The sequence below is a fragment of the Streptomyces sp. P9-A2 genome, from assembly GCF_036634175.1.
GTDB classification, from domain to species: Bacteria; Actinomycetota; Actinomycetes; order Streptomycetales; family Streptomycetaceae; genus Streptomyces; species Streptomyces pratens.
The window spans coordinates 2134338-2160585 of record NZ_JAZIFX010000001.1; the positions used below are offsets into that span (position 1 = coordinate 2134338).

Annotated in this window: 25 protein-coding genes and 3 pseudogenes; 13 read left to right on the forward strand and 15 right to left on the reverse strand. The window is 72.0% G+C overall.

Features of this window, described 5'->3' with window-relative positions; translation table 11 throughout:
* The first annotated feature begins 2 nt into the window (after positions 1-2).
* Positions 3-1238 carry a serine hydrolase domain-containing protein gene (locus V4Y04_RS09625; RefSeq protein ID WP_332427025.1) on the forward strand — a complete coding sequence of 412 codons (1236 nt, stop codon included), beginning with the start codon at positions 3-5 and terminating at the stop codon, positions 1236-1238.
* A 100-nt stretch (positions 1239-1338) separates the two neighbouring features.
* Here the strand turns inward: V4Y04_RS09625 and V4Y04_RS09630 are convergent, their stop codons facing one another.
* Both V4Y04_RS09630 and V4Y04_RS09635 read right to left on the reverse strand, forming a co-directional pair.
* Positions 1339-2925 carry an HtaA domain-containing protein gene (locus tag V4Y04_RS09630; protein WP_332427026.1) on the reverse strand — a complete coding sequence of 529 codons (1587 nt, stop codon included), beginning with the start codon at positions 2923-2925 and terminating at the stop codon, positions 1339-1341.
* A 70-nt stretch (positions 2926-2995) separates the two neighbouring features.
* Positions 2996-4474: an HtaA domain-containing protein gene (locus V4Y04_RS09635; RefSeq protein WP_332427027.1), complete on the reverse strand. Its 1479-nt coding sequence runs from the start codon at positions 4472-4474 to the stop codon at positions 2996-2998.
* Positions 4475-4583: 109 nt separating this feature from the next.
* Here V4Y04_RS09635 and V4Y04_RS09640 point away from each other — a divergent pair, with 109 nt between their 5' ends.
* From V4Y04_RS09640 to V4Y04_RS09660, 5 genes and pseudogenes are all read left to right on the forward strand, one after another.
* Positions 4584-5657, forward strand: coding sequence for a heme/hemin ABC transporter substrate-binding protein (locus V4Y04_RS09640; protein ID WP_443080169.1), 1074 nt, complete (start codon positions 4584-4586; stop codon positions 5655-5657).
* A 128-nt stretch (positions 5658-5785) separates the two neighbouring features.
* Positions 5786-6871 carry a FecCD family ABC transporter permease gene (locus V4Y04_RS09645; RefSeq protein WP_332427031.1) on the forward strand — a complete coding sequence of 362 codons (1086 nt, stop codon included), beginning with the start codon at positions 5786-5788 and terminating at the stop codon, positions 6869-6871.
* Entirely contained in the window at positions 6868-7689 is an 822-nt protein-coding gene (locus V4Y04_RS09650; protein WP_332427033.1) for a heme ABC transporter ATP-binding protein, read from the forward strand. Before V4Y04_RS09645 ends, V4Y04_RS09650 begins: the two co-directional genes overlap by 4 nt.
* A 169-nt stretch (positions 7690-7858) precedes the next feature.
* Positions 7859-7990, forward strand: a pseudogene (locus V4Y04_RS09655) (iron transporter); the annotation flags it as partial.
* Positions 7956-8981, forward strand: a complete 1026-nt coding sequence (locus tag V4Y04_RS09660) for a hypothetical protein (protein ID WP_332427035.1) — start codon at positions 7956-7958, stop codon at positions 8979-8981. The pseudogene V4Y04_RS09655 and the gene V4Y04_RS09660, both read left to right, overlap by 35 nt.
* A 56-nt stretch (positions 8982-9037) precedes the next feature.
* Here the strand turns inward: V4Y04_RS09660 and V4Y04_RS09665 are convergent, their stop codons facing one another.
* The 3 genes from V4Y04_RS09665 to V4Y04_RS09675 form a co-directional block, all read right to left on the reverse strand.
* The gene (locus tag V4Y04_RS09665) at positions 9038-10261 is read right to left on the reverse strand and encodes an RNA-guided endonuclease InsQ/TnpB family protein (protein WP_332427037.1); all 1224 of its coding nucleotides are present in this window, start codon (positions 10259-10261) and stop codon (positions 9038-9040) included.
* A 273-nt stretch (positions 10262-10534) separates the two neighbouring features.
* Entirely contained in the window at positions 10535-11272 is a 738-nt protein-coding gene (locus tag V4Y04_RS09670) for a bifunctional DNA primase/polymerase (protein WP_332427039.1), read from the reverse strand.
* Positions 11273-11456: 184 nt separating this feature from the next.
* The gene (locus V4Y04_RS09675; RefSeq protein ID WP_332427041.1) at positions 11457-12146 is read right to left on the reverse strand and encodes a TetR/AcrR family transcriptional regulator; all 690 of its coding nucleotides are present in this window, start codon (positions 12144-12146) and stop codon (positions 11457-11459) included.
* A gap of 111 nt (positions 12147-12257) precedes the next feature.
* Here V4Y04_RS09675 and V4Y04_RS09680 point away from each other — a divergent pair, with 111 nt between their 5' ends.
* Positions 12258-12515, forward strand: coding sequence for a DUF6243 family protein (locus tag V4Y04_RS09680; RefSeq protein ID WP_332427043.1), 258 nt, complete (start codon positions 12258-12260; stop codon positions 12513-12515).
* On the opposite strand, the gene V4Y04_RS09685 is transcribed toward V4Y04_RS09680, so the two are convergent.
* The 3 genes from V4Y04_RS09685 to V4Y04_RS09695 form a co-directional block, all read right to left on the reverse strand.
* Positions 12512-13528: a small ribosomal subunit Rsm22 family protein gene (locus tag V4Y04_RS09685; protein ID WP_332427046.1), complete on the reverse strand. Its 1017-nt coding sequence runs from the start codon at positions 13526-13528 to the stop codon at positions 12512-12514. The genes V4Y04_RS09680 and V4Y04_RS09685 overlap by 4 nt on opposite strands.
* Positions 13529-13723: 195 nt before the next feature.
* Complete coding sequence (locus tag V4Y04_RS09690; RefSeq protein ID WP_332432772.1) at positions 13724-14842, reverse strand: serine hydrolase domain-containing protein; 1119 nt, start codon at positions 14840-14842, stop codon at positions 13724-13726.
* 11 nt (positions 14843-14853) lie between these two features.
* Positions 14854-16353 carry a multidrug effflux MFS transporter gene (locus tag V4Y04_RS09695; protein ID WP_443080170.1) on the reverse strand — a complete coding sequence of 500 codons (1500 nt, stop codon included), beginning with the start codon at positions 16351-16353 and terminating at the stop codon, positions 14854-14856.
* 238 nt (positions 16354-16591) lie between these two features.
* On the opposite strand from V4Y04_RS09695, the gene V4Y04_RS09700 reads away from it, so the two are divergent.
* The 3 genes from V4Y04_RS09700 to V4Y04_RS09710 all read left to right on the forward strand — a co-directional run bounded on the left by V4Y04_RS09700 (position 16592) and on the right by V4Y04_RS09710 (position 18936).
* Positions 16592-17593: a Gfo/Idh/MocA family protein gene (locus tag V4Y04_RS09700; RefSeq protein ID WP_332427050.1), complete on the forward strand. Its 1002-nt coding sequence runs from the start codon at positions 16592-16594 to the stop codon at positions 17591-17593.
* Between the two features lie 222 nt (positions 17594-17815).
* Entirely contained in the window at positions 17816-18358 is a 543-nt protein-coding gene (locus V4Y04_RS09705; RefSeq protein ID WP_332427052.1) for a DoxX family protein, read from the forward strand.
* A gap of 140 nt (positions 18359-18498) precedes the next feature.
* Complete coding sequence (locus V4Y04_RS09710) at positions 18499-18936, forward strand: MazG-like family protein (protein ID WP_443080171.1); 438 nt, start codon at positions 18499-18501, stop codon at positions 18934-18936.
* Here the strand turns inward: V4Y04_RS09710 and V4Y04_RS09715 are convergent.
* The 6 genes and pseudogenes from V4Y04_RS09715 to V4Y04_RS09740 all read right to left on the reverse strand — a co-directional run.
* A pseudogene (locus V4Y04_RS09715) lies at positions 18903-19028 on the reverse strand (DNA-binding response regulator); the annotation flags it as partial. The gene V4Y04_RS09710 and the pseudogene V4Y04_RS09715 overlap by 34 nt on opposite strands.
* A 5-nt stretch (positions 19029-19033) precedes the next feature.
* On the reverse strand, positions 19034-20002 hold the full coding sequence (locus V4Y04_RS09720) for an RNA-guided endonuclease InsQ/TnpB family protein (protein WP_332427053.1): 969 nt from the start codon (positions 20000-20002) through the stop codon (positions 19034-19036).
* On the reverse strand, positions 19999-20319 hold the full coding sequence (locus V4Y04_RS09725) for a helix-turn-helix domain-containing protein (RefSeq protein ID WP_332427054.1): 321 nt from the start codon (positions 20317-20319) through the stop codon (positions 19999-20001). Before V4Y04_RS09725 ends, V4Y04_RS09720 begins: the two co-directional genes overlap by 4 nt.
* Positions 20320-20419: 100 nt before the next feature.
* Entirely contained in the window at positions 20420-20764 is a 345-nt protein-coding gene (locus tag V4Y04_RS09730) for a hypothetical protein (protein WP_332427055.1), read from the reverse strand.
* 156 nt (positions 20765-20920) lie between these two features.
* Positions 20921-21655: pseudogene (locus V4Y04_RS09735) on the reverse strand (ABC transporter ATP-binding protein); the annotation flags it as partial.
* A 506-nt stretch (positions 21656-22161) separates the two neighbouring features.
* Positions 22162-22893 (reverse strand): DUF7873 family protein, encoded by a 732-nt coding sequence (locus tag V4Y04_RS09740; RefSeq protein ID WP_332427056.1) that lies wholly within the window; start codon positions 22891-22893, stop codon positions 22162-22164.
* 241 nt (positions 22894-23134) lie between these two features.
* On the opposite strand from V4Y04_RS09740, the gene V4Y04_RS09745 reads away from it, so the two are divergent.
* From V4Y04_RS09745 to V4Y04_RS09755, 3 genes are all read left to right on the forward strand, one after another.
* On the forward strand, positions 23135-23353 hold the full coding sequence (locus V4Y04_RS09745) for a DUF397 domain-containing protein (protein ID WP_332427057.1): 219 nt from the start codon (positions 23135-23137) through the stop codon (positions 23351-23353).
* A 294-nt stretch (positions 23354-23647) separates the two neighbouring features.
* Positions 23648-24010 carry a DUF1304 domain-containing protein gene (locus V4Y04_RS09750; RefSeq protein ID WP_332427058.1) on the forward strand — a complete coding sequence of 121 codons (363 nt, stop codon included), beginning with the start codon at positions 23648-23650 and terminating at the stop codon, positions 24008-24010.
* On the forward strand, positions 24007-24573 hold the full coding sequence (locus V4Y04_RS09755) for a TetR/AcrR family transcriptional regulator (RefSeq protein ID WP_332427060.1): 567 nt from the start codon (positions 24007-24009) through the stop codon (positions 24571-24573). The genes V4Y04_RS09750 and V4Y04_RS09755 overlap by 4 nt, the downstream gene beginning before the upstream one ends.
* Before the next feature lie 266 nt (positions 24574-24839).
* Here the strand turns inward: V4Y04_RS09755 and V4Y04_RS09760 are convergent, their stop codons facing one another.
* Entirely contained in the window at positions 24840-26141 is a 1302-nt protein-coding gene (locus tag V4Y04_RS09760) for a serine/threonine-protein kinase (RefSeq protein ID WP_332427062.1), read from the reverse strand.
* Positions 26142-26248 lie beyond the last annotated feature (107 nt).

A 26248-nucleotide genomic window follows, 5' to 3' on the forward strand; every position in this document is an offset into this window, starting at 1 on the left:
CCATGACCGCTCGTACTCGTACTCGTACTCGTACTCGTGCTCGTACTCGTGCTCGTACTCGTGCTCGTGCTCGCACCGCTGCCGCCTCCGCTCTGTTGGCCGCTCTGGTTCTCGGCCCGCTCGCCGGAGCGGCCGGCGCCCTTCAGCCGGGCTCCGCCCAACCCGGCACTGCGGCGTCCGGCGCCGTGCCGTCCGCCGGGGACGCCCCGGCCTCCGTCGGCCCCGACGTCGCCGCTCTGGAGGAGGCCCTCACCGGCATCCCCGACGGGGACATCTCGGCCGCCCTCGTCCGGGTCGGTGGCAAGGGCAGGTGGACGGGGACCGCCGGGGTGCGGGACCTGCGGACCGGAGCCCCGGCTCTGGAGAACGCGCGGTTCCGGGCCGGGTCGACGACCAAGGTGGTCACCGCGGCGCTGGTGCTTCAACTGGTCGCGGAGGGAAGGGTCGAGCTCGACGCGCCCCTCACCCGGTATCTGCCCGGCCTGCTGCCGGACTCCTTCACCGAGCCGCCGACCGTACGGCACCTGCTCACGTACACCAGCGGCCTGCAGCCCGGTGCGAACCTCGGTTCGACCACCGAGGAGATGTACCCGAACCGGTTCCGGACCCTCAGCCCGGAGCGGGTGGTGGCCACGGCGGTCGCGAAGGGGCCGGCGTTCGGCCCCGGGAAGCGGCAGAAGTACCAGAACATCGACTACACCGTGCTCGGCCTGCTGATCGAGAAGGTGACGGGCGACCGTTACGAACACCAGGCAGACGTACGGATCTTCCGTCCGCTGGGCATGCGGCGCACCGGGTTCCCCGCCGGGCCGGACCCGCGCATCCACGGCCCGCACCACCGGGCCTACACGGACATCGGCGGCCGGACCACCGACGTGACGGAGTGGAACATGTCGGACCGCTGGGCGGCCGGGAACATGATCTCCACCACCGCCGACCTGGAGCGGTTCCTGGTGGCCCTGTTCCGGGGCGAGGTGGTGCCGCAGCCGCTGCTGGACCAGATGCTCGTCGTCCCCGACGTCGAGGGCGACGCGTCCTACGGCATGGCGCTTCAGCGCTTCGTCCACAACGGGACGGAGATCTGGGGCAAGACGGGCTCCCGGCCCGGCTCCCACACGGTGCTGGCCGCGACCCGCGACCTGTCCCGGACGGTGGTGTACTCGGTGAACGCCAAGAGCGCCCGGGAGGACGGCTTCCCGCTCGTCGCACGGTTCGCCCTGCCCGCCTTCAACCGTTAAGGATTCCGGCAGGAGCACGTCCGCGGCTGTACGTGCGAAGGGTGCCCCTCGGCTGAGGGGCACCCTTCCCGGGCGCACGGTCACCTCCCCGCGCTCCGGTTCACTCCGTCGTGGAGCTGCGCCTGCGGAGGGCGAAGACCACGGCCGCGCCCGCGGCCACCGCCGCTGCCGCCGCGCCGCCGATGGCCGCGACCGGGGTGTCCGAACCGGTGCTGGCCAGGGCGCCGTTCAGGCCGCCCGTGGTGGAACCTGTCGTCGAGCCGATGACGCCGCCGGTGCCGCCGGTCGTGCCGGTCCCGCCCGTGCCGCCGGTACCGCTACCGCCCGTGCCACCGGTACCGCTACCGCCGGTACCGCCCGGGAGGTCGGCGTCGTCGCTCAGGGCGACCGACAGGTCGACGGGGTCGAGGGCGGTGCCGGCGGTGTAGAAGTCGCCGAAGGCCTTCGCGCCGGCCTCGGTGAGGGTGGCGGCGACGTCGTCGACGGTGATGACGTCGTCCTTGGCGGTCAGGGCGGACGACTTCGCCTTCAGGGTGGCCAGGACCACGTCCTGCGACTTCTCGCCCAGCTTGTCGACGTCGGCGGACAGCTTGCCCGTGCCCCCGTCGAGGGTCGCCTTCAGGTCGGTCAGGGTCAGGTCGAGGCTGTACTCGCCGCCCTTCTCATGGCCCTTGAAGTTCACCGCGCCCGCGAAGGAGGCGTCGAGGGTGCCGGCGTCCGTGTCGTAGGCGCCGGACGCGTCGGTGAAGGTGAAGGCGCCGTTGCCGGAGGCCTGGGACGCGCCGTCGGACGCGGTGACCTTGCCCTTGGCGATCGGGCCCACCACGTATGAACGGAAGGACTCCTTCACGCCCCAGCCGAGGGTGCCGTCGGCTATCTCGCCCTGGGCGGGCGCGGGGGTGTTGTCGTCGGAGGGGGTGGACGCCGACGGGGACGGGGACTGCGAGGAGGGGGACGACTGCGACGGGGACTGCGACGGGGACGACGGCTCGTCCGTGGGCTCCGGCGAGGTCGGTTCGTCCGTCGGCTCCGGCGAGGTGGGCTCGTCCGTCGGCTCGGGGTCGGTGCTGGGCTCCGGCTCGGTGGGCTCAGGGTCCGTAGGGGTCGGGTCCGTAGGGGTCGGCTTGGTCTTCTGGACGACCGTCAGCGGGTCGCCGGCCGCGCCCGCGTAGCTCGCGCTGCCGAAGACCTCGCCGGCCTTCTCGGTCAGCTCGGTCGCCATGTCCGTCATCGAGCGGGACACGGTGACGGTCGCGAGCGGGACGTCGTCCTCGGTCTCGCCGTTCCTGGTCACGTCGGCGGTGATCTCGGCGGACGAACTGTCGAACGTGACGTCGGAGAGGGTGAGGGCGAAGCCGTGCGCCTTGGACTCGATCGCCAGGCTGCCCTCGAAGCCGATCTCCATCCTGTGCGAGGTGGAGTCGTAGCTGCCGGTGCCGTTGACGAAGGTGAAGGCACCGTTGCCGGCTGCCTGGGTCGCGCCGTCCGCGGGGGTGAAGGTGCCCTTCGCGTAGGTGGCGACGTAGGTGCGGTACGACTCCTTGATGCCCCACGTCAACTCGTAACCAGTGAGCGGGACTTCGACCGCGGCGGCGGAGGTCGCGCCGGTGAGGGCGGTGGCGCCGAGGGCGGCGGCCGTGGCCACGGCGGCGGCGATGGCGGTGGAACGGCGTCGTCTTGCGGGCATGGTCGGGCTTCTCCTTGCTGCGGGTTCGGTGGTCCTGCGAAGTCCCTACGGGGTGTCCTGTCGGGGTTCCCTACGGGGTGTCCTGCGGGGTGTCCTGCGGGGTGCCCTGCGCAGGTCCCTGCGGGGTGGTGGTGTCCGCGGCCGGTTGTGCACGGCGCCTGCGGACGAGGAACGCGGCGGCTGCGGCGAACGCCGTCAGAAGTCCGGCCGCGAGGGCGAGGGGGAGGATGGGGAGGCCGCCGTCGTCGTCCTTCGCCGCGCTCGCCACGGGCTCGGCGGACGGATCGGTCGCGGCCTCGGACGGTGCGGCCTCGGGCGTCGGGGTGCTGCCGAGGTCGGGGAGGGCGGGGAGTTCGGCGTCGTCGGTGAGGGCGACGGCCAGGGAGACGGGGTCCATCGCGGTGCCCTCGGGATACATCCCGCCGAACGCCTCGGCGCCGTCGGCGGTGAGCTTCGCGGGGGCCTCGGCCAGAAGGGCCAGGCCGTCCTTCGCCTTGAGGTCCTCCGCCGTGAAGGTGACCAGCGGCACCTTCTTCCCGCTGTGGTCCGGGCTCTTCACGTCGGCGTAGAGGGTGCCCTTGTCGTCCTCGACGGTGACGCGTACGGCGCCGAGCCGCAGGTCGAGGCCGTTCTCGCCGGTGAAGCGGACCGTGCCGTCGAAGGCGGCGGTCAGGTCGCCGTCCTCGAACGTGCCCTCGCCGCCGGGGAAGCGGTAGAGGGCGCCGCCGTCGAGGGCGCCGGAGGCCAGGGTCCACTCGCCCTTGGCGATGTCGCCGGTGACGTACTCGCGGAAGGTGCGGCGCACACCCCAGTCGACGGCGCCGTCGGCCAGTTCGGCCCCGCCCTTCGCGGCCGGCTTCTTCTTCGCCTTCTCCGTCGTCTTCGGCTCGGGCGACTTCGGCTCCGGCGTGCTCGACGGCCGGGCGGCCGCCTGCCGTATGTCCGCCGAGAGGCTGACCGGGTCCAGTGCGGTGCCGGCGGTGTAGTAGCCGGCGAAGGACCGGGCGCCCTGGGAGGTGAGGGTGGCAGGCAGGTTGTTGAGGACGACGGAGGTGCCGCCGCCGCGCATGTCGATGCCGCCCAGGGAGAGGGAGGCGAAGGGCACCTGACGGGACGTCGTGACCGCCCCGGTGTCCCTCGCCTTGCTCACGACGTCCACGTAGAGCGTGCCGGAGGAGCCGGTGACGCTCACGGTGGGCGAACTGACGGTGAGGTCGAGCTGGTGGCCGCCGGATTCCGTGGCGTGCCCGAGGAAGCGCACTCCGCCGGAGAAGGAGGCGCGGAAGGCGCCCGTGTCGCCGTCGTAGGCGCCCGTCGCCGAGTGGAAGCGGAAGCCGCTGCCGCCGACGGTGGCCGCGCCGCCGGTGAGGGAGAAGCTCCCCTTCGCGACGGGCCCGGTGATGTAGCTCTGGAAGGACGACTTGATGCCCCAGTCGAGCCGTCCGCCCTGGACGGTGCGGCTCTCGGCGTGCGCGGTGGCGGCCGGGAGGAGGGCTCCCAGGACGGCCGCGCACAGCACGGTCACAAGAACACGCAGACGGGTGGGCATGGCGGATCCTCCGGGGCGACGACCAGCAGAAAGTCAGGTAAGGCTAACCTAAGCTACATCGCGGACGACATCCGCAGTACCGAAAGGAACGGACGGAACCGTGCGACCCTTGCGCACCCGACTGGCGGGAGCACTGCTGTCCGTGCTCGCCCTCACCCTCACCACGACCGCCTGCGGAGGGCCCTCCGGTACAGGCTCCGGAACGACGGCGGACGGGGCGGACGGCTCCTCGCGGGGTTCCCGGAACGCCTCCCCGGTCTCCGACCGCCTGGAGCCCCTCGCCGGCACCCCGAGCCCCGAACTCCCGGTCACCGTCCGCTCCGCCGACGGCAGGAAGGTGACCGTCGAGCGGGCCGACCGGCTCGTGCCGCTCTCCGGGAGCCTCGGCGAGATCGTGTTCACCCTCGGCCTCGGGGACCGGGTCGTCGCCCGTGACGTCACCGCCACCTTCGACGAAGCCGCCGAACTCCCCGTCGTCACCAGGGGACATGACGTCTCCGCGGAGAGCGTGCTGTCGCTGCGCCCCGACCTGGTGATCGCCGAGGCCACGACCGGACCGGCCGAGGCGATGGACCAGATCCGCGCCGCCGGCATCCGGATCCTGGTCGTCGATCCGGCGGCCGGCCTCGACGACGTGGGCCCGCGCATCCGGGCCGTCGCCGACGCGCTCGGCGTACCGGACGCGGGCAGGAAACTGACCACCCGCTCCGAGCAGCGGATCGCCGCCGTCACCGACTCGGTCCCGGACGAGGACCCCCGGCCCCGGGTCGCCTTCCTCTACCTGCGCGGCTCCGCCTCCGTGTACCTCATCGGCGGCAAGGGCTCGGGCGCGACCTCCCTGCTCGAGGCCGCCGGCGCGGTCGACGCCGGTGCCGAGTCCGGACTGGAGAAGGACTTCACCGCCATCACCAGTGAGGCACTCGTGCAGGCGGCACCCGACGCGATCCTCGTCATGGCCAAGGGCCTCGAGTCCGTCGGCGGTGTGGACGGGCTGGTCGAGATCCCCGGTGTGGCGCAGACGCCGGCCGGAATGGACCGGCGCATCGTCTCCGTCGAGGACGGGGTGCTCCTCAACTACGGCCCCCGCACCGACCAGGTGCTCACCTCTGTCGTCGAGCAGTTGTACGACACGGAGTCGGGCGCGGACTCGGCCACGGAATCGGACTCGGACGGTGCCGCGTGACGCTCCTGGAGAAGCCCGCGCGACCGGAACCGGAGCCGGGGTCGGTGCCGGGGTCGGTGCCGGAGCCGGGGTCGGTGCCGGAGCCGGGGTCGGTGCCGGAGCCGGGGTCGGTGCCGGGGCCGGCCTCCGTGCCCCCGCCCGCTGTCACCCCCGCCCCTCCCCCCTCCCCCGCGAAGTCCCGGCAACGGCGCACCACCGCCTGGCTGTTGACCGCCGGACTACTCGCCGGTCTGCTGGTCCTGATCCCCGTGGCCGCCGCGACCGGCGCCTACCACGTGCCCGTCGGTGACGTCCTGGCCTCGATCCAGCACCGACTCGGGCCCGGTGGCACGCAGTTGGACCGGGTCGCCGAGTCGGTGCTGTGGAACGTACGGTTCCCGCGGATCGTGCTCGCGCTGCTCGTCGGCGCCTCCCTGGGCTGTGCGGGCGCTCTGATGCAGGGTGTGTTCGGCAACCCGCTCGCCGAACCCGGCGTCATCGGCGTCTCCTCCGGCGCGGCGGTGGGCGCGGTCGCGGCGATCGCCCTCGGGCTGAACTTCGCCGGCAACTGGACGGTGTCGGTCCTGGCGTTCGTCGCGGGCCTCGTCACCGTGCTGGTCGTGTACGTGATGTCCCGCTCGGGCGGTCGTACCGAGGTGGTGACACTGATCCTCACCGGTATCGCCGTGAACGCCTTCGCGGGCGCGCTGATCGGCTTGTTCCTCTTCTTCGCCGACACCGCGGCCGTCAGCCAGATCACCTTCTGGCAGCTGGGGTCGCTGTCCCAGGCCACCTGGCCGAAGGTCCTCGCCGTCCTGCCGTGCGCGGCACTGGGCCTGGCCGTGGCCCCGTTGTACGCCCGCCCACTGGACCTGCTGGCGCTCGGCGAACGGCCCGCCCGGCACCTGGGCGTGGACGTGGAGCGGCTGCGGATCGTCCTCGTGCTGGTCATCGCGCTGCTGACGGCGGCGGCCGTGAGCGTCTCCGGGGTCGTCGGGTTCGTCGGCCTGGTGGTCCCGCATCTGCTGCGGATGGCGGCCGGTCCCGGGCACCGGTTCCTGCTGCCGGGCAGTGCTCTGCTCGGCGCGCTGGTGCTGCTCGCCGCCGACCTGACGGCCCGTACGGTCGCCGAGCCCGCCGAACTCCCCCTCGGTGTCCTCACGGCGCTGATCGGCAGCCCGTTCTTCTTCTGGCTGCTGCGCCGCACCCGTCGCAAGCAAGGAGGCTGGGCGTGATCCGCCTGCGTCGCCGTCCCGTTCCGCCGTCCGCACCGGAGCCCGGTGACGTCCTCGCCGAGGCGGAGGGGCTGTCCGTCCGGCTCGGTGCCCGTGAGGTGCTCACGGGGGTGGACGTCACCGTCCGGGCCGGTGAGCTGCTGGCCCTGGTCGGGCCCAACGGGGCGGGAAAGTCAACCCTGTTGAACGTTCTTGCCGCCGACCTCCCACCCACCTCGGGGGCGGTGCGGATCCACGGGCGCCCGGCGTCGGCCTGGTCCGCACCCGAACTCGCCCTGCGCCGCTCGGTGCTGCCCCAGTCGGCGTCGCTGTCCTTCCCGTTCACGGTGGAGGAGGTGGTCCGTATGGGCCGGGCACCCTGGACCTCGGCCCGTCCCGAGGACGACGACGCGGCCGTGGCCCAGGCGATGGCCGCGACCGAGGTGGCCGGCTTCGCCGCGCGCCCGTTCTCCGCGCTCAGCGGCGGCGAGCGGGCCCGGGTCGCCCTCGCCCGGGTGCTCGCCCAGCGCACTCCCCTGCTGATGCTCGACGAGCCGACCGCCGCCCTCGACCTCCGGCACCAGGAGCTGGTGCTGCGACTGTGCCGTGAACGGGCGCTCGCCGGGGACGCGGTGGTCGTCGTCCTGCACGACCTGGGAATCGCGGCGGCCTACGCGACCCGGGTGGCGGTCCTGCGCGCCGGCGGGATCGCGGCCGACGGGCCGCCGGACGAGGTCTTCTCCGAGCGGTTGCTGTCCGAGGTGTACGACCAGCCCGTCGAGGTGCTTCCGCATCCCCGGACGGGCGCGGTCCTGGTCCTCCCGAACCGGGACGGCTGACCCTCGCCCCCCAACGGTTCGCCCCGGCCCGGGACGGCCGCTCTCCGTCCCTGGCCCGGCCGGCTGCCCCCGCCCCCGCTTCCCCGCCCCCGCTTCCCCGTCCCCGCTTCCCCGTCCCCTCCGGTCCCTCACCACCCCCTCCGGCCCCTCACCTGGGCGGGTTCCGCGCCGGGTCACGGTGTGGCCGCTGTATCCGGTCCCGGCGTTGCCGCGGCACCTCGCCCCGGTAGGGTTCGCCTCCGGGAAGGGGAAGGTGAAGGAACCGGATGAGCAGGTATCTCGGCCTTCGAAGGCTCCACGGCCCTCGCGCGTCCCACGGATCGGGCCGGAGCGCGCTGATCGCGGCCTCGGTGACCGCTCTGTCGTTGACGGCGAGCGGCTGCGTGGTGGTGCACGGTGAGCGGGAGGTGCTTCCGGCCACCACCCGTGACGAAGCGGCCACGGCACTCCAGGAGTTCACGGCCGCCTACAACAAGGCCGACAAGGCGTACGACAGTTCCCTGGACGCCGAGTACACCACCGGCGCACTCGCCGACATCGACTCGGCGCGGCTGACGGCGGGCAAGGCCAACAGCCCTGACGGCAATGCCCGGCACGCGCCGCTGAAGCTGACGGACGCGAAGTTCACCATCCCCAAGAAGGCCGGCTGGCCCCGCTGGTTCCTCGCGGACGCGGCCGGCAACAAGGGCGGCGGCTCCCGCTGGTTGCTGGTGTTCACGCGCAGCGGGCTGGACGAGACCTGGGAGGCGGCGTATCTGACGCTGGTCGCCCCGGACGCCCTGCCGAAGTTCGCGGTGGACAAGGACGGCTGGGCCGAGGCGGTGCCCGCGAACGCGGCCGACCTGGCCGTACCACCCGGCGAGTTGAGCACGGCCTACACGACGTATCTGAAGAAGGGCGAGGACGGTGGCGAAGCCGCCTTCGCCGAGGGGCCGCACACCAGCGCGTGGCGGGCACTGCGGACGAAGAAGGCGGCCCGGCCGGGCCTGGCCACGCAGTACATCGACGAGCCGATGACGAACGGCGACTACGCGCCGCTGGCGCTGCGTACAGAGGACGGCGGGGCGCTGGTCTTCTTCACCACGCGCCACTTCGAGAAGCAGACCGCGGCCGCCGGGACGTCCGTGCCGGCACCGAACAAGGACGTACTGGCGCTGACCACCGGCGATATCCGGCAGACCCTGACGATGGAGTTCGTGTCCAACGAGGTGGCTCTGAACCCGGGCGGCGGCGGTGGCGAGGTGGAGATCCTGGGGCGGATCCAGGGACTGACGGCGGCGAAGGGCGATTGACTTGCTCTCCCTCCTGGAGGAGGGAGATTCTGGCCTGCTCGCTCGGTGCTGTGCCGCTACGCGGCACGGGCGTCGGGCGGGCTTCCATGGCTTCCTGTTTCTTCGCGCTGTGCCGGGATCGCTCCTGGTCTTACCGGCGCTCCGCAGGCCGATACCGCCAGTCCGGCGGCCGTCTTCACGTTGATCGCCGCATTGTGGTCCCGGTCGTGGAGCGTGCCGCAGGCGCGACAGGTCCATTCCCGCACGTGCAGGGGTTTGGGCCCGTCGCGGTGCCCGCAGGCGGAGCACGTCTGGCTGGTGGGCTCGAACCGTCCCACCTTCACACAGGTGCGGCCGTACCGTTGCGCTTTGTATTCCAGCATGCTGGTGAACGAGGACCATCCGCTGTCGTGCACGGACTTGGCCAGCCTGGTGCGGGCCAGTCCCACCACCGACAGGTCCTCCACGGCGATCCCTTGGTTCTCGGCGATCAGCTTGGTGGAGAGTTGGTGGTGGAACTCGCGGCGCGCGTCGGTGACCTTGGCGTGGGCGCGGGCGACCTTCAGGCGGGCTTTCTCGCGGTTCTTCGATCCCCTCTGTTTGCGGGACAGCTCCCGCTGGGTCTTCTTCAGCTTCTTCTCCGCGCGGCGCAAAAAGCGCGGGGAGTCGATCTTTGTGCCGTCGGACAGGACGGCGAAGTGGGTGAGGCCGAGATCGATGCCGATGGTGCGGTCGGTCCGAGGCATCCGGGCCGTGTCGGCGGCGGGGCCGGTGTCGATGACGAAGGAGGCGAAGTACCGGCCGGCCGCGTCCTTGATGACGGTGACGGAGGTGGGGGTGGTGGGCAGCGTGCGGGACCACTTCACCTTTACCGCGCCGATTTTCGGCAGGTTCAGCCGGCCGCTGTCGGTGATGCTCCAGCGGGCGTTGGCGGTGAACCGGATCGACTGCCGGGCGTCCTTGCGGGACTTGAAGCGGGGCGGGCCGATCCTGGGGCCCCTGCGGGTGCCGTTGAGGGAGGCGAAGAAGTTGCGGTACGCGCTCTCGGCGTCCCGCAGGGACTGCTGGAGCACCACCGCGGAGACCTCACCCAGCCAGGACCGCCCGGATGTCCGCTTGGCCTCGGTGATCAGCTTCCGGGACAGCTCGGCCGCCTTCGGGAACGGCTGTCCGGCCCCACGGGCATCCTCACGGGCACGCACCACGTCGTTGAACACGACGCGGGCGCACCCGAACGCCTTCGCCAACGCGGCGCGCTGACCGGGCTGCGGGTACAACCTGAAGGCGTACCGAAGCTGCATGCGAGGAGCGTACGAACGATCCACAGCGGATGTCGCCGGGAACATCCGTTCCCGGCCTCACCCTCGGTGGCCGCACTGTCCGGCTCCGCCGCAACGCCACCGCGACGCTCCGCGCCGCAGTCACACGATTCGCTTCACCCCCGGCCTGAAAGCCGGAGCACTGCGAATCAAACCCGGTAGCACGGCCACCGCCGTACGGACGGAAACCGGATCCGAGTGGAGGTGGCCGGACCTAAGCGACCGGGACGACGGGCCCCGGCGGCGCGACGGGTCTCAGCGGCGCGAGGGCCAGGCCGCGGCAGCCGCCTGTTCGGGGTACTCGCCGACGTGGCGGGCACAGGCGTCGGTGAGGTATTCCAGCAGGCTCAGCGGGTCGGGCAGCGGATGTTCCGGGCCGCGGACCCAGTGCACTGTCCGGTTGTCGTCACCGGGCAGTCGCGCGGGTGGTACCAGGACGTACGAACCGCGGCAGTGCCAGCGCAGGCCGGGATGCTCGTCCATCGTCTCGGGGTGGCAGTCCAGCTCGCACGGCCACCATTCGTCCTCGTCCTCGGGGGTGCCCCGGGTGAGGGTGAAGACCAGCATGCGGCCGTCGTCGCTCTCCGCGACGGGTCCGACCTCGACCCCGTCCGCGGAAAGGCGCTCCAACGCCTCGCGACCGGCTTCGAGGGGCACGTCGAGTACGTCGTGCACCATGCCGGTCGCGGTGATGAAGTTGGCCTGCGGCTGGTGGCGGGCCCAGCGTTCGATCTGGGCGCGGTCGGTGGTGGACTGCGTCTGCCAGGCGAACGACACGGGGTGCCGGGCGGGAGTCGGACAGCCCACACGGTCGCAGGAACAGCCGTATCCGGCCGGGTGGGCGGCGGGCGCGAGCGGGAGTCCCGCACCGGCCGCGGCGAGCAGCAGAGCCTCACGGTCGCCTTGGTCGACGGCCGGTTCCGGGCGGCGTCCGCGCAGCCATCGGGAGAGTTTGCCCTGCCTGCCGGTCCTACCGCCGAACTCCGCGCTCATCTAGCTCCTCGCCTCGCCGTCGTGCTCTCCAGCATGCCCTATCGTCCCACCATCCTGCGCCCAGGGAGGCCGGGGCACATAATCGGCACAGCCGGGACAAGCGGGGCCCGGACGTGACGAGAGGCGTCCCCCGGGGCGAAGGGTACGGCTGCGGGGCGCGAGCATCCTTCGTCATCGCGGCTGGTCAACGCGGGGTGAGGCCGTTGAGGGCGTAGTCGACGAGGGCGTCGGTGTACTCGTAGGTGATCGGCCCCGTGTACTGGAGCCAGCGCTGGGCGAGTGGCGAGACGAACAGTTCCAGGGCGATGCGCGGGTCGATGTCGGGGCGCACCTGACCGGCTTCCTGCGCGGAGCGCAGCCGGTCGACGTAGAGCTGGAGCTGCGGTTCCAGCAGCTTGGCGACGAATCTCCGGCCCAGTTCCTCGTTGACGACGCCTTCGGCGGCCAGTGCGCGGGACGGCGCCTCGAACTTGGGGTCGTGCAGTTCGTCGACCGTGGCGCGCAGGACGAGTCTGAGGTCGGCGGCGAGGTTCCCGGTGTCGGGGATCCCCTGACTCTCGTCGTCAGCTCGACCCTCCTGCCCCTCCTGCCCCTCCTGCCCCTCCTGCCCCTCACGGTCCTCGGGTTCCTGCGGGACGGCGCGGGCGGCCTGCTCGCTCAGGTCGAGGAATGCCTCCAGCAGAACGTCCGCCTTCGACCCCCACCACCGGTAGATCGTCTGCTTGCCGACGCCGGCGCGGGCGGCGATGCCCTCGATCGTGGTCCTCGGGTAGCCGATCTCCACGACCAGGGAGATGGCCGCGTCGTAGATGGCGCGGCGGGAGCGCTCACTGCGTCGGGTGGAGTCGGGGGGCGTGGGGCTGTTCGAGGCCATGGGCCGAATTTATCAGGTTGACAAGACGGCGCGTCTCGCCGAAGAGTGATGAGCGTTGACAAGACGATACGTCTCGCCAACGGTTCGGTAGCCGGAAGAGCGGAGATCACCATGTCCCGAGGCGGATCCGGAAACATGCTGGGCGTCGGCGGCAGCCGACGGCACCTCGGCCGCAAGGCCCTGCGCGGCGGCGAACGCGACGGTCGTATCGGCGGCGGGCTCGACGCCCGGGCCCAGAAGCGCGAACTGCTGCGCAAGCTCCAGGAACGACGGGAGCGGGAACAGCGGCGGGAAGAGCGGCAGGAAGAAGCCGTAGGAAGCGTAGGAATCGAAGGAGGCGAGGAGGGAGGGCCCCGGAAGCGGGCCTAGTGTTCCTCGTCGTCGGCCGACGGGGGCGGCCAGGCGTCGCCCCAGTCGGTGTCCCGGGCCGCCCGGTACAGGTCACCGTGGCGCTTGGTGACGGTGATACGGCGCAGGGCCGGGTCCTTCTCGCACAGGTCGAGGAGCACCTGGCCCTTGCGGATCTGCGGCTTGCGCACGACGCGTGCGGGTGCGGGTGCGGGACTCACCGGGAGGCGGGTGGCGGCGACGTAGCTGAACTTCTCGTCCTCGTAGGCGAGGGAGCCGCCCTTGACCTGACGGTGCAGTGAGGAGCGGCTGACCCGGGCCGAGAAGTGGCACCAGTCGGTGCCGGGGGCGATGGGGCAGGCGGCGCTGTGCGGGCAGGGGGCGGCGACCCGGAAGCCGGCGGAGACGAGCCGGTCGCGGGCCTCGATGACGCGGGCGTAGCCGTCGGGGGTGCCGGGTTCGACGATCACGACAGCCCGCGTGGCCCCGGCGGCGGCGTCGACGAGGGCGGCGCGGTCGCCCTCGGTCAGTTCGTTGAGGACGTAGGAGACGGTGACGAGGTCGGCGCTGTCGAGGGTGAGGGCGGTGCCGATCCGGGAACGCTGCCAGCGGGTGTCCGCGAGGGCGGGGTGGGCGGCGGCGAGCTCCCGGCCGAGGGCGAGGGCGGGCTCGGCCCAGTCGAGGACCGTCACCGGCCGCTTCCCGCCCCAGGTGGCGCTCACCGCCCAGGCGGCGGCGCCGGTTCCGCCACCGATGTCGAGGTGGTCGCCGGGTGTCCACCCGGGCACCGCGTCGGCGAACGCGGCCAGCGCGGACCGTACGGCCTCGAACGTGGCGGGCATCCGGTACGCGGCGTACGCGGCGACGTCCGCGCGGTCGCGCAGGATGGGCGCCCCGGTCGGGGTGACACCCCGGTAGGTGGCGATCAGCCGCTCGACGGCCTGCGCGGCCTGCCGCGGCGGGAGCCCGTCGAGCAGCCCGGCGAGTGCGCTGCGCAGAGTGTCGGCGGGAGAGGCGGGAGCAGGGGCGTTCACCTGGCGATTCTATGGCGCCGGGCGGAGGCCGGATCACCGGCCGGGACGGCGGGCGGCGGGGCGGCGGCAGGCGGCGGGGCGGCGGCAGGCGGCGGCAGGCGGCGGCGGCAGGCGAAGGGCGAAGGGCGAAGGGGGACAAGGAACGGTCGGCAGAACGGCGGGGCCGCTCCGTGCCCGGGGCCCCTCACCGCACCCTCACCGTCCCCGTATCGCCCGCGCCACCCGCGTCGCCGCCTGTGCGCGCGGGGTGTTGTCCGGGGTGCGGGGGCGGCGGGGGTGGACGGTGTTGGCGAGGAGGACGAGGTAGGTGTCGGTGGCGCGGTCCAGGACCAGGGAGGTACCGGTGAATCCGGTGTGACCGGCCGCGCCCCGGCCCGCCAACTCCCCCATGAACCACGGCTGGTCCAGGGCGAAGCCCAGGCCCGGCGGGGTGAGCAGCAGGTCCACGAAGTCGGGGCCGAGGATGCGGGCGGGGCCGTACGAGCCGCCCGCGAGGAGCGTGCGGCAGAGGACCGCCAGATCGGGGCCGGTGGAGAAGAGGCCTGCGTGGCCCGCGATCCCGCCGAGCGCCCAGGCGTTCTCGTCGTGCACCTCGCCGCGCAGCATGCCGCGGTCCGCCTTGGCCCAGGGCCGCCGCTGGTCCTCGGTGGCCGCCGCGCCCGGACACGGGCCGAAACCGGTCGCGGTCATGTCGAGCGGCCGGGTGATGCCGTCGCGGACGAGCGTGTCGAGGGTGCGGCCGGTGAGGCGCTCCAGGAGGTGCTGGAGCAGCAGCATGTTCAGGTCGGAGTAGCAGTACGTGCCGGGCACCCCGACCGGCCGCTCCGCGCGGAGCCGGGCCAGGCGCTCGGCGTCGTCGGCGCAGTCGTACAGCGGGAGTTCGGGGCGCAACCCGGAGGTGTGGGTGAGTAGTTGCCGGACGGTGATGCCATGCCGTACGGCCGCGGGGAAGTCCGGCAGGTACGCGCCCACCCGGGCGTCGATGCCCAGGGTGCCGCGCTCGATCTGCTGCACGGCGGCCACCGAGGTGAACAGTTTGGTCAGGGACGCCAGGTCGAAGGGGGTGTCCACGGTCATCGGCACGCGGTCGCCGGGCGGCAGTTCCACCGGGGTGCCGGTCCGTTCGTCGTACGCCGCGTACCGTACGGCCCAGCCCACCGCCTCCCGCACGGCGAGCACCGGGCCGCGGCCGGCGACGACCACGGCGCCCGCGGCCCAGGGGCGGTCCCCGGTGGTACGGGCGCGGACCTCCCGGACGAGGGCGGCGAGTTCGCGGGGGTCGAGCCCGGCCCGTTCCGGTGTACCGGGGCGCAGCCTCGGCGCGCTCAGCTGTCCGCCCCCGCTCTCCCGGTGCCACCGGTTGCGCGGGCTCCACCGGTTACGCCGGTCCCGTCGGGTCCGCCCGCTGCACCGACTGCGTCAGGTCCGCTCGCTGCACCGGCCGCACGCCGGCGGAGGGTGATTCCGTCGTCCGTGTCGTTGCGTCCTCCCCAGGGACGGCACATTCCGGCGAAACAGGCCAGGGCCACCAGAGCGGCGACCAGTTGGACGATGCCCATCGGGACGGCAGTGTCCTCCCCCGCGATACCGACCAGCGGGGAGGCGATGGCGCCGATGAGGAAGGACGACGTACCGAGCAGGGCGGACGCGGAGCCCGCGGAGTGCTTGACGCGCATCAGGGCGAGCGCCTGGGTGTTGGGCATGGTGATGCCCATGGCGGACATCAGCACGAACAGCGCGACGGCCATCGGTACCAGCCCGACGTCCCCGAACACGCCCAGCGCCATCAGCAGGATCGCGGTGGAAGCGGCCACGACGACGACGAGGCCGAGACCGAGCACCCGGTCCAGCCGGACCCGCCCGACCAGCACCTTGCCGTTGATCTGGCCCATGATCATCAGCCCCACCGAGTTGATCCCGAACAGCAGGCTGAACGTCTGCGGGGAGGCGCCGTAGATCTCCTGGATGACGAACGGGGAGGCGGCGACGTAGGCGAAGAGGCAGGCGAAGGCGAAGCCGCCGGTGAGGACGTAGCCGCTGAAGGCCCGGTCGGCGAGCAGCCGGCGCATCGAGCCCAGCGCCTCGCCGGCCCCACCACGATGACGGTCGGCGGGCTCCAGCGTCTCCGGCAGCTTCCGCCACACCACGATCGCCATCAGGACACCGAGGAGAGTGAGGACGGCGAAGACTCCCCGCCAGTCCGTCACGCGCAGCATCTGCCCGCCGATCAGCGGGGCGACGACCGGGGCGACACCGGAGATCAGCATGAGCGTGGAGAAGAAGCGGGCCATGGCCACGCCGTCGTACAGGTCACGGGCGACCGCCCGCGCGATGACGATGCCGGCCGCGCCGGCGAGGCCCTGGACCAGCCGGAACGCGATGAGGAGTTCCACGGTGGGCGCGATCGCGCACAGCGCGGTGGCCACGATGTAGACGGCGAGACCGATGAGCAGCGGACGGCGGCGCCCCCACCGGTCGCTCATCGGCCCCACCACCAGTTGTCCGAGCGCCATGCCGGCCAGGCAGGTGGTGAGGGTGAGTTGAACGGTGGAGGCGGTGGACCCCAGCGCCCGGGTGACCTCGGGGAGCGCGGGGAGGTACATGTCCATAGCCAGCGGGGCGGTGGCGGTGAGGCTGCCCAGGACGATCGTGACCAGGAGGCTCGCCCGGCCCTGGGCTCCGGGCCCCCCGCTCCGGCTCCCCCGGCCGGCGGCGGGTGCCGAAGCGGCCGTTCCCGGCGCCGCACTCGGTGCCGGCCCGGATGTCGTCGCCGATGCCGGTCCGGATGTCGTCGCCGATAGCGGCCCGGATACCGGCCCGGACATGGATGCCTCGCCCTCGGACATATGGCCCCTCCCTTTTCGAGTCATGCGCTCCTTATGCTCTCAGCCCTTACGGGGTGCTCGTCAGGGACGGTGCTCTCGGGTGAAGATGTTCGCCAAGACGTCATGGGAGCGCTTCCACGGAAAGGCACGGGCGCTCGCACGAGATCGCGGACCACGAACCATGAGCGCCGAACGACGAACGACGAACCATGAACAACGAACAAGCAAGGTGGGGCGGATGACAGGGCAGAACGTGCGCTGGGGAATTCTGGCGACGGGCGGGATGGCCGCGACGTTCACGGCGGATCTGGTGGATCTACCAAACGCGGAGATCGTGGCGGTGGCCTCGCGGTCGCCCGAGCCGGCGAAGGCGTTCGCCGAGCGGTTCGGGATACCGCGGGCGTACGGCGACTGGGAGTCGCTCGCGCGGGACGAGGAGATCGACATCGTCTACGTCGCCACTCCGCACTCGGCGCACCGGGCCGCGGCCGGGCTGTGCCTGGAGGCCGGGCGGAACGTGCTGTGCGAGAAGCCGTTCACCCTCAACGTGCGCGAGGCGGCGGAACTGGTCGGCCTGGCGCGCGAGCGCGGACTCTTCCTGATGGAGGCCATGTGGATGTACTGCCATCCCATGGTGCGGCGCCTGAAAACACTGATCGACGACGGCGCGATCGGTGAAGTACGCACGGTGCAGGCCGACTTCGGGCTGGCGGCTAACGTCTCCGCGGCGCACCGGCTGCGGGACCCGGCGCTGGGCGGCGGCGCGCTGCTGGACCTCGGCGTGTATCCGGTCTCGTTCACGCAACTGCTGCTCGGGGAGCCGTCGGACGTCGTGGCGAAGGCCACGCTCTCGGAGGAGGGGGTCGACCTCCAGACGGGCGCGCTGCTCTCCTGGGAGAACGGGGCCATCGCGTCGGTGCACTGCTCCATCGTCGGCGGTACGGCGACGTCCGCGTCGGTCACCGGTTCGGCGGGCCGCATCGACATCCCGTACGGCTTCTTCTTCCCGGACCGGTTCGTGCTGCACCGGGACGGCAAGGAGACCGAGGAGTTCACCGCCGATCCGGCGGACGGGGCCCGTAACAGTCTCAAGCACGAGGCGGCCGAGGCGATGCGCGCCCTGCGTGCGGGCGAGACCGAGTCCCCGCTCGTCCCGCTGGACGGCACGCTCGCGGTGATGCGGACGCTCGACACCATCCGGGAGCGCATCGGGGTCCACTACCCGGGGGAAACCGTCTGAGCCGTCCGGACGCCAGGGCGTCGGCTCGTCATGTCCGCCGGCGTCCTCAAGGCCCCCGCACCGCGCCACCCGAACGGCGGACGGCCGCAGGCCGGGCCGGACGCCGGAGTGCGACGGTGGTCACGCCAAGCGAATCCGAATGCGACTGCCACTGCGACTGCCACTGCCACTGCGACTGCGACTGCGACTGCGACTGCGACTGCTCGGGGACCGGGAGACGACGTGACCTGTTACGACCGATGTGATCTGGGCCTGCTGCTGCTCCGGCTGGGGACGGGCGGGGCACTGGCGGCACACGGCGCGCAGAAGCTGTTCGGCTGGTTCGGCGGGGCCGGGATCGAGGGCACCGGCCAGTTCATGGAGACCATCGGCTACGCACCGGGCAGGGTCAGCGCCACGGCGGCGGGCCTCGCGGAGGCGGGCGGCGGCGCGCTGCTCGCACTCGGTCTCGCCACCCCGGCGGCGGGTGCGGCGGCGGCCGGTGCGATGGCGGGCGCGGCGGCCGTGCACGCGCCCAACGGCTTCTTCAACCAGGAGGGCGGCTACGAGCACGCCGCGACCCTCGGTCTGACGGCGGCCGGCCTCGCCGTCACCGGGCCCGGCCGCCTCTCCCTGGACCACGTCCTCGGCCACTCGGCCGACCGCGACTGGATGGTGGTCGCGGCCTTCGCCGCGACCGCGGCGGCCACGGCGGTGGTCGTGGGGGCGCGCAGCCGGCGCCTGCGCAAGGCGCGGGAGGGCGAGCAGGAAGCTCTGTTCGACTGACGGCCGACGTGCCTGCGGCGGTCGGACGCCGTCCTGAGGGCCGGGGGCCGGGGGCCGGGGGCCGGACGTGGTCGGCGTCCTGTGCCAGGGTCTACCGTATGAGCGACCCGAGCCCCAGCCCGATGCCGATGTCGACGCCGATGCCTGTCCAGAGCGCACCCGCGCTCGCCTCCTTCCCCTCCGCTCCTTCCATCCCTTCCCCGTCTTCCTCGTCGTCCGGTGGCCTCTGGGATTCCGTCGACGGACTGCACGCCTGGCTGGAGACCCATGGCGCGGTCGACGGCCGGGAGGCCCTGCTGCTGCGCGTCCTGAAGCTGTCCGAGGAGGTCGGTGAGGTCGCCCAGGCGGTGATCGGCGTCACCGGGCAGAATCCGCGCAAGGGCACCACGCATTCCTGGGACGACGTCGGTGCGGAGTTGTGCGATGTCGCTCTCACGGCGCTCGTCGCCCTGCGCTCCCTCACTCCCGATGCCGGTGAGGTCTTCACCCGGCACGTGGCGAAGGTCGCCGCGCGCTCGCTCGGCGGGGACGCGCCCGCCGCCGGTCAGGAGCGCCGGGCGGCGCCGCCCTCCAGGTAGCGGAGGACCGCGGCGACCCTGCGGTCGGTACGGTCGGTGGGGGCCAGGTCGAGCTTGGCGAAGATGCTGCGGATGTGCTTTTGACATCCTCCGCCTCTTAAAAGAGGGGGATTCCGACCCGGGCGGGTCGAGGTTCACGGGCGCTCGAGCGGCCGGTGGCCGCTGTCACCCCTCCGGCACCGGCTGCACGCCGGGGGCGGGGAATCCCGCCCTGTCCTGCCGCGACGTTGACCGCTGCGTTCTCATCCGCGTGGCAACTGAACCCGCAGGACACACAGACGAACTCGGCTTGGCTCTTGCGCGAGTCCTTCGCGATCCATCCGCAGGCACTGCACCGCAGCGACGTGTACGGGGCGGGCACGTCCTCGACCCGGCCCGGCGCCTTCTCCCCGGTCCGGCGGCGCAGCAGGCCCCAGCCCTGGGCGAGGACCGCCCGGTTCAGCCCGGCCTTCTGCCGCACCCGTGTACCAGGTTGTTCGATGGTTCCCTTCGCCGAGCGGGTCATGGTCGTGATGTTCAGCTTCTCGAACCGGATCAGACGGTAGCTGCGGGCGAGCATGGTCGAGGTCTTCTCGCACCAGTCCTTGCGCCGGTCCGCCTCCCGGGCCTTGATCCTGGCCACCTTGGCGTGCTCGGCGGCCTTGGCCTCGCTGCCCTTCGGCGCGCGGGCCGCGCGGCGCTGGTGCTTGCGGACCCGGGCCCGTTCCCGGGTGGTGAGCCGCGGGCAGTTCAGCTTTTGCCCGTCGGACAGGGCGGCGGTGATCGTCACGCCCCGGTCGATGCCGACGATCGCGTCCGTGCCGGGCGCCTCGGCGGGATCGGGGATCACGGCGAAGGCGATGTGCCACCGGTCGTTGCGGAAGGTGACCCGAAAGGTCTTCGCCACCGGCAGCCCGGTGCGGGTGAGGCGGAAGCGGACCCAGCCGCAGCCGGGCACCTTCACCCGCGCCCACCGCCGGTTCAACCTCCGCACCACCACCGAGCGGCCCATCACCTGCCTGCCCCGGGCATTCAGCCTCGGCGAACCGTCCGGATGGGACTCCGGGACCCGGTCGGTGCCGATCACGCGGAAGCCCTCATGCCGGTGTTTCCTGCGCCAGGTCGGCTCGCCGAACCCGGAGGCGAAACGCGCGGCTTTGGCCCTGGCGAGTCCTGCAGGGCCTGCTGCTGCACGTCCGCGTTCCCGGCCCGCAGCCACGCATTGTCCCGCCGGGCCTCGGTGAGCTGGCGGCACTGCTCGGCGAACCCGGGAGCGGACCTGCGCCCCGGCTGCCAGTGCGCGTGCTGCTCGACGGCCAGGTTCCACACGTACCGGGCGTACGCGCAGTGCCCGAGCATGACGCCCGCCTGCTCACCCGTCGGGTACATCCGGAAACGTGACATGCCGCCCAACCTAGCCCCGCCCCTCGCTCCCCACCTCGCATCCCACCAGGCTCACCCGAACGAGCGACCGAACCCCGCCACCACTCCCCGCCACACACCATCACACCCCTGCCATGACCAAGCCCGCCACCGTCCTCTCCCGGGACACCGCATCACCCCACAGGCGATGCGACTCCTCCTGCCCCGCTCCGCGGGAACTGGCATTCACTCCGGCCCCGAAAGGCCGGGCACCCCGCCCGGCAAGAGAGGTGGACAGGGTCAGGTCCCGGTCGGCGACGACGGCGACCGTCTTCGCGTACCGCTGCGACTGGCCGTGGTAGCGCCAGCCGGACTCCACGAGCAGCGCGCACGCCATGAGGACGGCGACGCCGGCGGCGAGGGCGACGAACGTCGCCACGAAACTGCCCTTGCGGTGGCGCAGCATCTGCGCGGCCAGAGTGAGCACGGCTCAGCCCTCCCGGCGCACGGCGGGCCGCGCGGGGGCTTGTGCAAAGGACTGCGCGAAGGACTGCGCGGCGGGTCCCGCGAACGACTGGGTGCCGGGCTGTACGACGGGCTGGGTGACGGACTGCCGACTGCCGAGCTGTGCGACGGACTGCCGGCTGCCGAGGTGCGCGAGGTGCTCGGCGATCCGCTCGGCGCCGGGCTGCGGCATGTCCCGCACGATCCGCCCGTCGGCGAGGACCACGACCCGGTCCGCGTAGGACGCGGCGACCGGGTCGTGGGTCACCATGACGACGGTCTGTCCGGCCTGGTCGACCACCGACCGCAGCAGCGACAGAACGTCGGCCGCGGTGCGGGTGTCGAGGGCGCCGGTGGGCTCGTCGCAGAAGATCACCTCGGGGCGGGTGACCAGCGCACGCGCGATCGCGGCCCGCTGCTGCTGGCCGCCGGAGAGCTGCGCGGGCCGGTGCCGCAGCCGGTCGCCGAGTCCGACCCGGTCGACGACCTCGGCGACCCACGCCGGGTCCGGCCGCTGCCCGGACAGCCGCGAGGGCAGCAGGATGTTCTGCTCCACGTTCAGGGCTCCGACGAGGTTGAACGCCTGGAACACGAAGCCGACCCGGCTGCGGCGCAGTTCGGTCAGCCGCTTCTCCGACATCGCCGCCAGGTCGGTGGCCCCGATCCGGACCGTCCCCGCGTCGGGCCGGTCCAGCCCCGCCGCGCAGTGCAGCAGCGTGCTCTTCCCGGAGCCCGACGGCCCCATCACCGCGGTCGCCGTGCCCCGCAGGAAGCGGACGTCCACGTCGTCCAACGCCACCACCGGCTGATCACCGCCGTACGTCCTGCATACGTGCTCGAGGCTGACGGCGACGTCGGCCGAGGTCACTGACATGGTGAAACGCCTTCCGGGGGAGCGTGAAGCGGAACACCTCGACGCTAGGTCCCCCGGCCCCGCGAACCCATCCAGCCAGCGACCGGATCGGTGGTGGCGCAGGCACTACCGGCGGACGTGACGGAGCCCGGGAGTCGTATCCAGCTCCCGGGCCCCTGGGGATGCCACCTCATTGCGCACGCCGGCGCGTTTAAGAGGAAGGATCAGTCATCAGGCCGTCGTGTTCTGCCTTTGAACTACCGCACCAGGCAGAGGTGCAGGCGAGAATTGAACTCGCATCCGACGGCAATCGTCCTTCCCCGGTCGTTCCGGCGATCGGCGGCGATACTGAGACTGGAGCGAGAGTCTGAGATTGATACGGCCTTCACGTGCGGAACGCCGTTCCTTCAGGCTGAACGTCAGTTTCAGCTTGCGCTCGTCACGCGGACCGGTCCTCAGTCCGGCCCGCGCTGTCGCGCACCCCCGCGCTCGCACGCGGGGGCGATCATGGGGCTACCGGCCCGGCGTCAGCCGAACAGGTAGCCGAACACCGCGTCACCGGCCCGCTGGTCGGTGATCTCGGTGGCATTGGCCTCCTCGCGGGCGAACTTGACCGCCTGCTGGAGCTTCTCGACCCGCTCCACCAGCTCGTTCACCCGCCGCGCGGGAAGCGCGCCGGAGAACTTCACGGTCGTCCAGTACCCGATGGGCACGTCCTCGTAGTACACCTCGACCTGCGCCGGGTGCTTCTCGGTCGCCTCGGCCTTGACGTGGTTGCGGGGGACCTTCTTCGTACGGATCGTGCGGACCGGGTCCGTCTTCCACCAGTCCGTGGACGGGTCGTGGGTCCAGGACTCGGCGGCGTCGAGGGTCGGCAGCTTCCTGACGAAGGCGTGCAGGTCGGTGAGCTGCTTCTCCAGGAAGAGCAGATAGCTGACCGGGACTTCGGCGAGGACGGTCCGTCCCTCGACGACGACGTCCGCGCGGGCCGCGCAGTTCGCCCAGTCCTTGGTCGCCGTAACGTCGAACAGCCGGGTCAGCGAGGCCGCCATCTCGCGCAGCACGTCCTCGCCCTGCACCTGCACCCGCGTGGACTCGGGCGGCAACTGCTCACCCTCCTCGTCCTTCGGCTGGTACGTACGCGAGATACCGGCGAGCAGCGCGGGCTTCTGCACCTTCTGGTGCGCCCCGTTGACGTCCTGAACGGCCTTGCTCTTGACGCCCTTTTCGACGGCGATGATCTGGTTCAGCCTGGTCACTGGTCCCCCTTCGAACAGGAGGAACCTATCCCAACTCCCTTGACCCGTCATATGAATTACCGCTGGTCGGGTCGTCGCCGGGGGACGCACGCGATGGACGAGCGAGGCCGGAGCATCACTGGACAGCCTCGGGCGGGACCTCACATCCTCGAGAGCGGACAGAGCACGAGAGCCGCATCCGATCGCAGGCTCTCAGTCCGCGAGAGTCAACGGAGTTCATCGAAGGGGTACTGGGATCGCCATGAACAACGCTGAGTCCTCGACCGTCTCCTCCGGCCTCGCCTGGTTCAAGAGCAGCTACAGCGGAACCGAGGGCGGTGATTGTGTAGAGGTCGCGGCCGCCACGGCCGCGGTGCACGTCCGGGACTCCAAGGCCACCGCCGGGCCCGTCCTCACGCTGTCGCGTGACGCGTGGACGGGGTTCGTCGGATCGTCGGCCTTGTCGAAGCGGAGCGTCTGACACACGCACAGCCGTGAGAGCCCCGCCGTCCCCTTCGGGACGGCGGGGCTCTCACGTGCGCGGGAGGCCCGATCAGCTTCAGACGTCGCCCGGAGGGGCGGTGTCACCGAGCTCCCAGTTGACCGCGCGCGGGCATCGGGCGAACTCCTTGCAGGCGAACCGCATTTCCCTCTTGCGGTGGACAGGACGCAGCGGACGCGGATACGGCAGCGACTTCGCCCCGTCCAGACATCATGGACAGGCGTCCATGTATGGTGGACATCTGTCCATGATGTCTGAGGGTGGGGATACCCGGTGGAAACGACTGCGAACGTGCTGGTGGGGCTGGTGGCCGCGCTGCATGCGTATTTCCTGGTTCTGGAGATGTTCCTGTGGGAGAGGAGGCCGGGCCGCAAGCTCTCCGGCTTTGATGCGGCCATGGCCCGTGCCACTGCCCCGCTCGCCGCGAACCAGGGCCTCTACAACGGGTTCCTGGCCGCCGGGCTGATCTGGGCGCTGATCGCAGACGATCCGACCGGGTTCCGGGTCCAGGTCTTCTTCCTCAGCTGCGTACTCATCGCCGGGCTGTACGGCGGGCTCACCACCAACCGGCGGATCCTCATGGCCCAGGCAGCGCCCGGGGCCCTGGCGCTCACCGCCGTTCTGCTCGCCCGATGACTGCCGGGCAAGCGGACCCCCGCACGACACGGACGCGGGCCAAACTGGGCCGGGCGCTGCTCGAGGAGTGCGCCCACCGCCCGTTGGCAGAGGTCAGCGTTGCCTCCCTGGTGCGCCGGGCGGGAGTCGGCCGCGCCACCTTCTACCTCCACTACGCCGACCTGGAGGCGCTCGCCGTCGACGTGTGCGCCGATATCGTCCGCGAAGCCGTGGACGCCCTGCACGCATGGCGCGGCACGCCCGATCCCGAGGCCCCTCCACCCGCCCTGCTTGCCTTCTTCGACCGTCTCGCCCCGCACGCCGGGCTCTACCGGGAGCTGCTGCTTCCGGGCGGCAGCGGCCCTCTCGGCCATGTACTCCACCGGGATCTGCGCGCCCGTAGCCACACCGAGCGCGCCCTGGCCGGTGCGCCGGAGCCGGACCTGGTCGCCTCGGCCGTGGCCGCGACCTTCGCCGGAGTTCTCGCCGACTGGCTGCACGGCCTCATCGAGGCCACACCCACCGAGATCGCGCAGCGGGTCTGGCGTCTGCTCGTCAACCTGCACCGCACCCCCCTGCCCTGACCGGCCGTCTGCCCCGACAGCCTTCCCTCCGCGGTGTTCACCCGCCATCGGCGAGTCACCCCGGACGCCGCCCGCGGACGTTCCCGCGCGCACATCGCCCGTGTAACCCGTGTATGGAGCCACCTGTCGACACCGTGCGCCGCCGGTGCGGTCGTCGGGGCCGGTGCGGTCGGTTTCGTTGATTAGGTCGGTGAGGTCGGGGAGAGACCCGGGGCGGTGTCCGCCGCCGGCTCTACCGGGTTCACCGGGCCACCGGGACCGTCGGGTCACCGGGACCGTCGGAGCCTCCCGGTCTGCGGAGGCAGGAAGGGCTGGCCGACGGCGGGTCCGGCGCCCGACCGGTGCTCGGAGACAGGCAGCGGAATGGTCGGTGCCGTGGACATCCACCCCGTGCCGTCGCCCAGGAACGTGAGCGGGTGGCCGGTATGGCTGTCCGCCCACCCTCCGGCCCACTCGATCTCCTCCGCGGTCACGACGCCGTAGAAGCCCGGGTCGCCCTCCGCCCAGGGCGCGTCCGGTGCCTCGCCCTCGTCGACCGCCTTCTGCGCCAGCTCCCGTACGACAGGGTCGGCGCGGCCGACGAGCGCTTCCGGAGGCAGTACCGGCGTCAGGCCGACGGCGGCGACCCGCTCCCGGAGTTCCCCCGCCGCCTGTGCGACGGTCAGACCGGCATCGGTGAGCAGGGCGGACAGGCTCTCCCGCACACCGTCGAGATCCGGACGCCGGAGCGGTTCGTCGACGATCACCCGGCCCAGCAGCGGCAGAAAGGCCGGGGCGACGCCTTCCCACATCGGGGGCACCATCAACGGCATGTAGGGATACGGCGCCCGGCCCGTCAGCGCGAAGAAGAGGGTGGCACCGAGGGCGTAGACGTCGGCGGGCGCCTCGACGTGCTTGGTGTCCCGCAGCTGCTCGACGGGCATGTAGGGGCGCGTGCCCAGGCGGTCGCCGGTCCGGGTGAGTGCCTGACTGGACTGGCGCTCGGCCACGACCGACAGGCCGAAGTCCAGCACCATCGGCCCGTCCGGGCCGAGCACGACGTTGCTCGGCTTGAGGTCGCGGTGCAGCAGCCTCGTACCGTGAATGGCGGCCAACGCGTCCACGAGGGCCAGACCGAGCGCCGCGCACGGCCCGAAGGGAAGAGGGCCGGACTCGTTCACCATGGTCTGCAGCGACGGTCCGGCGATGTAGTCCATGGCGAACCACGGCTCTCCGGCCTCCGGATCCGCCGCGCGCAGCGCCGGAACCCGGTCACTGACCACCGCGCGGACGGCGTCGATCTCCCGCGCGAACCGCTCGCGGGCCTGCGACTGGTCCAGCAGGTTCGGCTGGATCATCTTCACCACGACGAGCCGCGACGGGTCGGCCGCCTGGTCCTCGTCACGGCCACGTTCGGGTTCGGGTTCGGGTTCGGTCAGCCGGTAGGCCGCGACCATCTCGTCGGAGAGACCGTCCAGCGGGATCTCGCGCGCCAGATAGGCGACGCCCATGCCGCCCGCGCCGAGCCGGGCGAGCAGTTCGAACGGCCCCACCACACGCGGGTCCGCATTGGTGTCCAACGGCTTCATCGGCGCTCCCGTATCCCCACACTCTCGTCGCGGTCCCCCGGCCACACCGGCGTCCCGCACTCTACGGTCTGCGGTCGGGTGAACACGGAAGGCTTCAGCCGGTCGTC

Excerpts from the sequence above, each read along its gene's own strand:
- V4Y04_RS09665 (WP_332427037.1), bottom strand. The coding sequence starts at position 10,261 with ATGCAGCTTCGGTACGCCTTCAGGTTGTACCCGCAGCCCGGTCAGCGC.
- V4Y04_RS09725 (WP_332427054.1), bottom strand. The coding sequence starts at position 20,319 with ATGTCACGTTTCCGGATGTACCCGACGGGTGAGCAGGCGGGCGTCATG.
- V4Y04_RS09755 (WP_332427060.1), top strand. The coding sequence starts at position 24,007 with ATGACTGCCGGGCAAGCGGACCCCCGCACGACACGGACGCGGGCCAAA.
- V4Y04_RS09680 (WP_332427043.1), top strand. The coding sequence starts at position 12,258 with ATGTCCCGAGGCGGATCCGGAAACATGCTGGGCGTCGGCGGCAGCCGA.
- V4Y04_RS09695 (WP_443080170.1), bottom strand. The coding sequence starts at position 16,353 with ATGTCCGGGCCGGTATCCGGGCCGCTATCGGCGACGACATCCGGACCG.
- V4Y04_RS09760 (WP_332427062.1), bottom strand. The coding sequence starts at position 26,141 with ATGAAGCCGTTGGACACCAATGCGGACCCGCGTGTGGTGGGGCCGTTC.
- V4Y04_RS09625 (WP_332427025.1), top strand. The coding sequence starts at position 3 with ATGACCGCTCGTACTCGTACTCGTACTCGTACTCGTGCTCGTACTCGT.
- V4Y04_RS09660 (WP_332427035.1), top strand. The coding sequence starts at position 7,956 with ATGAGCAGGTATCTCGGCCTTCGAAGGCTCCACGGCCCTCGCGCGTCC.
- V4Y04_RS09635 (WP_332427027.1), bottom strand. The coding sequence starts at position 4,474 with ATGCCCACCCGTCTGCGTGTTCTTGTGACCGTGCTGTGCGCGGCCGTC.
- V4Y04_RS09675 (WP_332427041.1), bottom strand. The coding sequence starts at position 12,146 with ATGGCCTCGAACAGCCCCACGCCCCCCGACTCCACCCGACGCAGTGAG.
- V4Y04_RS09700 (WP_332427050.1), top strand. The coding sequence starts at position 16,592 with ATGACAGGGCAGAACGTGCGCTGGGGAATTCTGGCGACGGGCGGGATG.
- V4Y04_RS09630 (WP_332427026.1), bottom strand. The coding sequence starts at position 2,925 with ATGCCCGCAAGACGACGCCGTTCCACCGCCATCGCCGCCGCCGTGGCC.
- V4Y04_RS09710 (WP_443080171.1), top strand. The coding sequence starts at position 18,499 with ATGCCTGTCCAGAGCGCACCCGCGCTCGCCTCCTTCCCCTCCGCTCCT.
- V4Y04_RS09670 (WP_332427039.1), bottom strand. The coding sequence starts at position 11,272 with ATGAGCGCGGAGTTCGGCGGTAGGACCGGCAGGCAGGGCAAACTCTCC.
- V4Y04_RS09745 (WP_332427057.1), top strand. The coding sequence starts at position 23,135 with ATGAACAACGCTGAGTCCTCGACCGTCTCCTCCGGCCTCGCCTGGTTC.